Here is an 8,127-nt window from a genome sequence, read left to right on the forward strand (position 1 = left end):
GATAGGGATCATAATGCAGCAATCAACATTCTTAAAAAAGGGTTGCAATATTTGGGAAATCATCTCAACGGTACTGTTGGGCAAACAGAAACCGACCCAAACGCCTTGGGAGAGTCCGACCTCTGGATTTTCAGTGGAGACATTGAGAATCTAAGTTGTCTCGTTGAACAAGGAATTTCTAACAGCGATGTGGAAAGAATCCCCCATCACAGCGTAGCTTGACGGTGGGAGTATGTCAAACCAACCATCATCTGGGCAATAATGCAAGAACAAGAAATTAATAAGGACAAATCTAAGAGTTTTTGGGCTTCTATTCGAGAAAATCTGCAAATTATCACTATAGCTTTAATTTTAGCCCTACTGATTCGCACTTTCGTGGCTGAACCTCGTTTTATCCCCTCTGATTCTATGTTACCCACCTTAGCACAGGGCGATCGCTTAGTAGTGGAAAAACTTTCCTACGATTTCCATCCCCCTCGACGGGGGGATATCGTCGTCTTTGAACCGCCGGCACAATTACAATTACAGGGATACCAAAAGGACCAAGCTTTTATTAAAAGAGTGATTGCCACAGCAGGGGATGTGATTGCTGTCAAGGAGGGCAAAATTTACCTGAATAATCAACCCTTGTCAGAGGATTATATTCTAGAATCCCCTCAATATAATTTAATGCCTTTGCTTGTGCCGGAAAATAATTTATTTGTCATGGGAGATAATCGCAATAATAGCAATGACTCCCATATCTGGGGGTTTTTACCGGAAAATAACGTGATTGGTAGGGCGGTTTTTCGCTTTTTTCCTTTTAATCGTTTGGGGATTTTAGGGGGGAATAGCTAACAGGAATTTTTAGTCTTGATGATGTTGAACAATTAAGACGGAACAGGGGGCATGATGGAGAACATAATTACTCACACTACCTAAGAATAACTCTCCTAGACCCGATCGCCCACGCCGACCGATGACAATTAAATCAATATTTTCCTCTCGCGCCACTTTACAGATAGTTTTGGCTGCATGACCGTAAATTTGCCGGTATTCTCCCTTTACACCCATTTCTCCCGCTTGACTAGCTCTTTTTTCCAACATGGCCACCCCTTTCTCCTCGAATTCTTCCCATTGTTGCCGCCAAAAATCGAGAGTGAGATCATTACCCTGGGCGGGGTAAATATCGGCTAAATTGGGTGGAATCGGTAAAGGGCTATAATCTTCTTCAGGGGAAAGGACGTGCAGTAGTAGGAGGTTAGCTTCGTACTTACTGGCTAAGGATACAGCCTCCTTAAAGACACTCTCCCCCATCTCCGACAAATCTACTGCTATCAAGATTTTTTGATACATTTTTCAGCCTCTGCAACCATGCCTTATTTAACGGAATCCGACGCTATTAAGAATGCGATCGATCACTTTTGCCATTTTCCCATTCTTTGGTTAGATACGGAAGTAGCCGATTACGATAGCAAGACTCCCCGTTTGTCTCTGATTCAAATTCTTGCTGATTCCACGGACTTAACGGGTGAGCGGGTGACAATTTTGGATGTTCTCGATCGACCGGACCTGATCGATTATTTTATCACTAAAATCATGCTGGTTGACCAGATAGAAAAGGTTTTTCACAATGCTAGTTATGATTGTAAATTTTTGGGCGGTAAGGGCCAAGTTAAAAAAATTACCTGTACCCTAGAGTTAGCTAAACAGGTTCCCTACTATATTGCTCCTTTACCCAATTATCAACTGAAAACCCTGGCTGAATGTCTTTGTCATTTTCCCCCTATTGATAAGACTGAACAGGGGGGAAACTGGGGCAAAAGACCTTTAACTGTTGCCCAGCTAGAATATGCACAAAAAGACCCCGTATATACGGCCCAAATCCACCATCGTCTTTTGCAGCTTTCCCATTTAATTACTCCCGATCCTGCCGGTGAGAATCTGAAAAGATTAACTAATCGTTATTGGGAAATTTACCAGCAATGGAAGATTTTAGATACAGAGATGGAACATCTCAAGGAACGTTTAAAATCGGCAATGATTGAGCAAGAGGCTGCAGAGATTAACGGATTTTCGGTCAGTTACCAAAATCGCACCAGCAAAAAAGTTAAACTGGCTGAATTAGCCAAAGTTGTCTATTTATCGGGTCAGGATAGCCAAATATCTCTCTCCTTAACTAATGATCTGCTCAAAGAATTGGGGGATTTAGCCCAAGGGTTAACCATCGAGGAAAATCGCCAAAAAATCAGTCAATTGACCATCAAACAAAGTGAAGCTGACTTGAGATGATTATAGCAGAATTCAGCAGATAGGAGATAGGAGTCAATACCAAATTAGGTTATACTTGATGTTGATGAGAATGGCTGTAATAGCTAGAAAAAATTGCTTGCGGGGATAATCTAAATGACTGTAAAGATCGCTTATCTGGGGCCGGTGGGAACCTATTCAGAAACAGCCGCTTTAGCCTATGCTAATAGTTTACCACCCCAGCCTCGTCAATTAATACCCTATCCTAGCATTGCCTTGGCCTTGCGATCGGTTGTCCAAAATCAGACCGATTTAGCAGTGGTCCCGGTGGAAAATTCCACCGAAGGAAGTGTGGTAATGACTCTTGATGCTTTATGGCAATTACCCGGGTTACAGATTCAACAAGAATTAGTTTTACCGATTTCCCATGCACTTCTATCTCCTAGTCAATCGCTAACAGAAATTAAAACCGTTTATTCCCATCCCCAAGCTTTAGCCCAATGTCAAAAATGGCTAGAAAATAATTTACCTAACGTGCCGATTATTCCCACCAATTCTACCACAGAAGCGATTCAAATTCTCGATCGAGAGGCTAATTCGGCCGCTATTGCTTCTCCCCGGGCGGCAAAACTCTATAATGTACCAATACTAATACAACCAATTAATGATTATCCCGATAATTGTACCCGTTTTTGGGTAATGGCTTTAACTTCCCATCGCCAAGGTGAGCGGATGTCCCTCGCTTTTCAGGTTTTAGATCAACCCGGCGCTTTAGTCAAACCTTTAGAAGTTTTTGCCAAACGTCAGCTTAATTTATCTCGGATCGAATCGCGACCAACTAAAATATCTTTAGGGGAATACATATTTTTTATTGATCTAGAAATTAATCCAGATCAACAGCATTTAATCGCGGCAACTTTAGAAGAATTAACCAATTATACCGATGCGATCGAGGTTTTTGGTGCTTATCAGGTGGTTAATTTGCCTGTAGAAAGTTTAGAGGAATTATAAACTAAATTCCTCATAAATTACAGAAATTAAATAGAGATATTTTAGCTTTTAAGACAAGGGAAGAATCGGCAAAGATGAGTTTTCCTCTGGGGTAGAATCAAGCTTTCTTTCCCCCACTAGAGGAAGAATAATTTCCACAGTTGTTCCTAAACCTTGACCTTGACTAGAGATAGTAATATCTCCCTCCATCATTTTCATCAAATTCTTAGAAATAGCTAATCCCAAACCCGTACCGCTAAATTTTCTAGTTGTGGAACCATCAATCATCACAAAAGGACGGAATAATTTTGATTGTTGCTGGGGGTCTATACCGATTCCTGTATCGATTATAGTAATAATAGCCTGTGTATTTTCTAGGCGAGTTATTAAAGAAATTGTGCCTGTATCAGTAAATTTAATTGAGTTAGAAATAACATTCAAAATTACCTGTTTAAATTTAGTGGTATCAGCATAGACTATAGGAATTTCTGGACAAAAAAGTAGATTGAATTTTAAGTGCTTACGTTGCAGCGATGCTGTTTGTAAATTAATAACTTCATTGATAATTTGGTGTAAATCTACTGGTTCAGGATTAACGGAAAGTTTGCCCGCTTCTATTTTAGCAATACTGAGAATATCATCAATAATTTCCAAAAGATGTACAGCTGCCTTATCCGCTTGTTGCAGATATTCTTTTTCCTCCTGCTCACTATTACAAAATCCATCCATAACGCAACGAATTGAGCCAATAATACCATTGAGAGGGGTGCGTAATTCGTGGGAAGTATTCGCCAAAAATTGGTTTTTTAATTGATTAGCATTTTCCGCTTCTTGCCAACTCTTAACTATTTCCTCTCCCCAAAGGCGTAAACGTTCGAGCATTTCTTCTAAGGCCGAGGCTAACTGATTAATTTCTCGAATATTAAAGTTCTGTGGTGTAATATTTTGTGAAGGAATTTTATGAATATTTAAAGCATAATCTCGCAGTTTTTCTAAAGGTCTAGCTAAATCCCTGGCAATCAGTACAATAGCTACTAAATAAGCTAATAATAAACCAGAAATCAGATAAAAAATTGCCTCCCAAATTTGTTGCAGAGGAGCCAGAGCTTGGGAGAGGGGACTAATGGCTAAAACTATCCATTTTTGGGATGATTCTCCCGTAACTGGACTGGGGAGGGAACTATAACCTGCGACTAATTCTTTGCCATATTTCTCGAAAGAAAATAAATGGAGAAATCTCTGTTGACCTCTAACAGCATTACCGATGATTAGATTGAGGCGTTCAGCATCAGCTTCTTCACTGATATGGCTACCAATGCGATCAAAATAGGGATGAGCGAGAATAAGGCCATTTTCAGAAATAACCACGGGATAACCCGATAAAGAACCGGGTAAAACCTTCTCACGGTAAAGTAGAGAAGTTTGCAGAATCAGACTAGATTGTAATTGTCCTTGATTATCGTAGATGGGAACAGCAAAAACTAATTCTAATTGACGATTATTATTGGGAGATTTTGTTAAAAGTTGTCGAGGTAAACTTCTAACTAAAACATTCTCGATATTCCCAGCAGAGCTAGTCCGTTTTTCTGTCCATCTTTCCAGGGGCAAAACTTTGATAATTTCTGGTTCACAGGCTCGATTTAATAAAGGTTTCTTGGTCTTAATATCAATTAATTCCACACAGTTAATCTGATTAGGAAGCTGCGCCGTGAATTGTTGTAAAAAAGCTTCTTTTTCGGCTAAGGTTCCCTGTTTGAAAACCAGACTTTCGCCCGCAGTGATAAGATTGGCCTGCAAAAATTGAATTGATTGATCAATATTGTCTGCTTTTCTGATGGCACTTTCGGTGAGATTTTGACGGGCCGTTTCCAAAAAAGCCGATCGCGCCTTACGATAGGTGACATAAACTCCCATTAGTAGTACAGGTACACTGACTAGGAGTAAGCGAGAGAGCAGAATACGACGAAAGGAGGATTGACCGATAGACATGGGCAGAAATCGGTTTGATTCTTGCTATCAAACTCTAGACTATACTAGCCTATTAACCAATCGGACCCGGTGATATTCCTCATCATTTGCCATGAATCGTCCTCACACCACCGTTATTTTAGCCATGAGTGCCGATGGTAAAATTGCCGACGCCTACCAGTCGGCGGCCAGATTTGCCTCTGCTACCGATAAAATGCGTCTAGAACAACATTTATCGCGCATGGATGCCGCTTTATTCGGTGCTAACACCCTGCGCGCTTATCACACCAGTCTTCCTATCCGTCATGGCGATTTTCTCGCATACCGTCAACAACGGGGATTATCTCCGCAGCCGATACAGATCGTTTGTTCTCATTCAGGCCAGCTTGATCCCCGGATGAAATTTTTTCAGCAGCCTTTCCCGCGCTGGTTAATCACGGCAGCGGAAAAAGTGGCGGCATGGGAAAATCGGGGTTTATTTGAGCTTGTCTTAGTCTGCGGTGATTGGAAGGCTATTTTTAGTCAATTTACCCCCCTAGGTATTAAAAAGCTGGCGATTCTGGGAGGAGGTGAATTAATTGCCTCTCTTTTAGCTGAAGATTTAATCGATGAAATCTATCTAACTATTTGTCCGTTGCTGTTAGGAGGCAATAAAGCGGCAACTCCCCTGGGAGGAACCGGATTTATGGCTGATTCTGCCAGAAAATTACAACTTTTGAGCGTGGAAACCGTGCAAGAAGAAATTTTCCTACATTATTCCCTTGAACGAGATTCCCACAAATCTCAAAACTAGATTACCTTAAATAAAAAGGTTGACTTATCTTGTCCCATGGTAGAACAGCTTAAACCACAATATTCTGTCGCTTGGATTGATAAAATGAGTGAGATTCCCCAACAAAAATGGGATGCTCTCGCTCAACCCCTAACTACTCCCTTTCTAGAGTGGGAATGGTTACATAATATCGAAACTTCTGGCAGCGCCACGGGACGCACGGGGTGGCAACCGGCTCATCTAACAGTTTGGCGCGGTGCTGAGTTAATTGCCGCCGCTCCTTTGTATATTAAAAGTCATAGTTACGGTGAATTTGTCTTTGACCATCAATGGGCAGATCTTTCCCATCGTTTAGGGATTGGATACTATCCGAAACTGTTAGGAATGACCCCTTTTACTCCGGCGGTGGGTTATCGTTTTTTAATTGCTCCGGGGGAAAATGAACTGGAGATTACTGCTTTAATGATAGCGGCGATCGATCATTTTTGTGACCAAAATCATCTGTCGGGTTGTCATTTTCTTTTTGTCGATCCCCAATGGCGAATTTTAATGGAAAATTTTGGCTTTACTCCCTGGTTACATCATAGTTATATTTGGAATAACAAGGGTTTTCAAAGTTTTGAAGATTATCTGACGGTTTTTAATGCTAATCAACGCCGCAATATTAAACGGGAACGGAAAGCGGTGACTAATGCGGGGTTAATTATTAAAACTCTGGCCGCCGAAGAAATTCCCCATCATTTATTCCCGTTAATTTATCGGTTTTATAGCAGTACCTGTGATAAATTTTACTGGGGAAGTAAATATCTGACACAGAAATTTTTTGAACAATTATATCCGAACTATCGTCAGCGAGTGGTTTTGATTACTGCCTACCAAAATGAAAAGGATACTAAACCCGTGGGTTTATCTTTTTGTATTCGCAAAGATACTAATCTTTATGGTCGTTACTGGGGCAGTTTTCAAGAGTACGACTGTTTACATTTTGAAGCTTGTTACTATCAACCGATCGATTGGGCAATTAGTCAAGGTATTACCATGTTTGACCCTGGTGCGGGAGGACAACATAAAAAAAGACGGGGTTTTCCTGCCACTGCTAATCACAGTTTACACCGTTTTTATCATGGCAAAATGACTCAAATTCTCCGCAATTATATCCATGAATTTAATCAAATGGAACAGGAAGAAATTGAGGCAATCAATCAAGATTTACCCTTTTCTAAGAGAGAAATTGAGTTTAACGAGTAATTTAGATAGTTAATTGTCCCTGGGTGCATCTCATTTTTGTAAATCTACTGAGTTGGGATTTTTAAAGGGAAACTATCTTCTAAAATTGGTTATTACTTCCGATTTGATCACTCAATCCTAGGGTTGATTCATGGTAGGGTTGATTCATGAATCAACCCTACCCGTTGGGGACGCAAGCGCCGTCCCCAAACCCCGAAGCGCATTAGTTTTTCGGTGGGATGCTTACAGGCAGCTGCCGATATATTTGTAATAATTTAAGAGTCACTGATAATTGCTAATTGTCCGTATTTCTGCAAATGTGAGCTGCAGCCATTGTCCCTATTAGTGCAATCAACTATGAATACGAGGTTCCGGGTGCAGAGTAGTGAGAATCTCACTTTCGATCGCCGCTAGGGTTTCTAAACGTTGCTCGATCACTGTACGTTCAAAATAATCCGCTGCTAATAGCCAATAAATACCATAATGACGCGCTTCGGAAGCCATTAAACCGCGATAAAATTTGCCTAAATCGGGATCAGGACAATATTCTCCCAATAAACCTAATCTTTCGTGGGAACGCGCCTCGATTAAAGCTGATATTAACAGCGAATCCAAAAGGCGATCGGGTTCTTGGTGACGAATCTGGGCCTTTAATTTAGCACCATAGGGGGGAGAATTCAAGGGAGCGAGGGGAATTCCCCATTTATCTAACCATTGATTGACCTGTTCAAAATGTTCTAATTCCTCTTGGGCGATCGCCGTTAATTTCCGCACGAGGGAAGCGTAGGAAGGATAACGAAACTTGACATCCTCGCCGCCCTAAAAGTGCGGCGATTCCTAAACCTCACGATTTAAGTTTCTGCTTCCACCACCGTCGCATACCACAGTTAAAAAACCATGTACTGTCTTACACAGAGTCCACAGACTTTCGCCCCATTTCA

At 41.1% G+C, this 8,127-nt stretch carries 7 protein-coding genes and 3 pseudogenes; 7 read left to right on the top strand and 3 right to left on the bottom strand.

Annotated features, from left to right (window positions below):
• A pseudogene (locus IM477_RS17125) lies at positions 1–222 on the top strand (zinc ribbon domain-containing protein); the annotation flags it as partial.
• A gap of 39 nt (positions 223–261) precedes the next feature.
• The gene (lepB, locus tag IM477_RS17130; RefSeq protein ID WP_287732773.1) at positions 262–837 is read left to right on the top strand and encodes a signal peptidase I; all 576 of its coding nucleotides are present in this window, start codon (positions 262–264) and stop codon (positions 835–837) included.
• A gap of 9 nt (positions 838–846) precedes the next feature.
• Here lepB and IM477_RS17135 read toward each other — a convergent pair whose 3' ends face one another.
• Complete coding sequence (locus tag IM477_RS17135; RefSeq protein ID WP_287732774.1) at positions 847–1,335, bottom strand: universal stress protein; 489 nt, start codon at positions 1,333–1,335, stop codon at positions 847–849.
• 18 nt (positions 1,336–1,353) lie between these two features.
• On the opposite strand from IM477_RS17135, the gene IM477_RS17140 reads away from it, so the two are divergent.
• Together IM477_RS17140 and pheA are read left to right on the top strand one after the other, a co-directional pair.
• Positions 1,354–2,271, top strand: coding sequence for a ribonuclease D (locus IM477_RS17140; protein WP_287732775.1), 918 nt, complete (start codon positions 1,354–1,356; stop codon positions 2,269–2,271).
• 114 nt (positions 2,272–2,385) lie between these two features.
• On the top strand, positions 2,386–3,240 hold the full coding sequence (gene pheA, locus IM477_RS17145) for a prephenate dehydratase (protein ID WP_287732776.1): 855 nt from the start codon (positions 2,386–2,388) through the stop codon (positions 3,238–3,240).
• A gap of 48 nt (positions 3,241–3,288) precedes the next feature.
• On the opposite strand, the gene IM477_RS17150 is transcribed toward pheA, so the two are convergent.
• Complete coding sequence (locus IM477_RS17150) at positions 3,289–5,208, bottom strand: sensor histidine kinase (protein ID WP_287732777.1); 1,920 nt, start codon at positions 5,206–5,208, stop codon at positions 3,289–3,291.
• Positions 5,209–5,299: 91 nt separating this feature from the next.
• Between IM477_RS17150 and IM477_RS17155 the strand changes: the two genes are divergently transcribed.
• From IM477_RS17155 to IM477_RS23440, 3 genes and pseudogenes are all read left to right on the top strand, one after another.
• Positions 5,300–5,980, top strand: coding sequence for a RibD family protein (locus tag IM477_RS17155; RefSeq protein WP_287732778.1), 681 nt, complete (start codon positions 5,300–5,302; stop codon positions 5,978–5,980).
• 36 nt (positions 5,981–6,016) lie between these two features.
• A complete protein-coding gene (locus tag IM477_RS17160; protein ID WP_287732779.1) occupies positions 6,017–7,207 on the top strand; it encodes a GNAT family N-acetyltransferase in 1,191 nt (396 codons plus the stop codon).
• Between the two features lie 52 nt (positions 7,208–7,259).
• Positions 7,260–7,465, top strand: a pseudogene (locus IM477_RS23440) (hypothetical protein).
• A 72-nt stretch (positions 7,466–7,537) separates the two neighbouring features.
• Here the strand turns inward: IM477_RS23440 and IM477_RS17165 are convergent.
• Positions 7,538–7,996 (bottom strand): annotated as a pseudogene (locus IM477_RS17165) (MiaE family protein); the annotation flags it as partial.
• Positions 7,997–8,127: the final 131 nt, after the last annotated feature.

The sequence above is a fragment of the Microcystis sp. M090S1 genome, assembly GCF_020246295.1.
Lineage (GTDB): Bacteria > Cyanobacteriota > Cyanobacteriia > Cyanobacteriales > Microcystaceae > Microcystis > Microcystis aeruginosa.

Bases quoted from the DNA above. Each gene is read 5' to 3' on its own strand.
- IM477_RS17155 (WP_287732778.1), top strand. From the start codon at position 5,300: ATGAATCGTCCTCACACCACCGTTATTTTAGCCATGAGTGCCGATGGT.
- IM477_RS17135 (WP_287732774.1), bottom strand. From the start codon at position 1,335: ATGTATCAAAAAATCTTGATAGCAGTAGATTTGTCGGAGATGGGGGAG.
- lepB (WP_287732773.1), top strand. From the start codon at position 262: ATGCAAGAACAAGAAATTAATAAGGACAAATCTAAGAGTTTTTGGGCT.
- IM477_RS17160 (WP_287732779.1), top strand. From the start codon at position 6,017: ATGGTAGAACAGCTTAAACCACAATATTCTGTCGCTTGGATTGATAAA.
- IM477_RS17150 (WP_287732777.1), bottom strand. From the start codon at position 5,208: ATGTCTATCGGTCAATCCTCCTTTCGTCGTATTCTGCTCTCTCGCTTA.
- pheA (WP_287732776.1), top strand. From the start codon at position 2,386: ATGACTGTAAAGATCGCTTATCTGGGGCCGGTGGGAACCTATTCAGAA.
- IM477_RS17140 (WP_287732775.1), top strand. From the start codon at position 1,354: ATGCCTTATTTAACGGAATCCGACGCTATTAAGAATGCGATCGATCAC.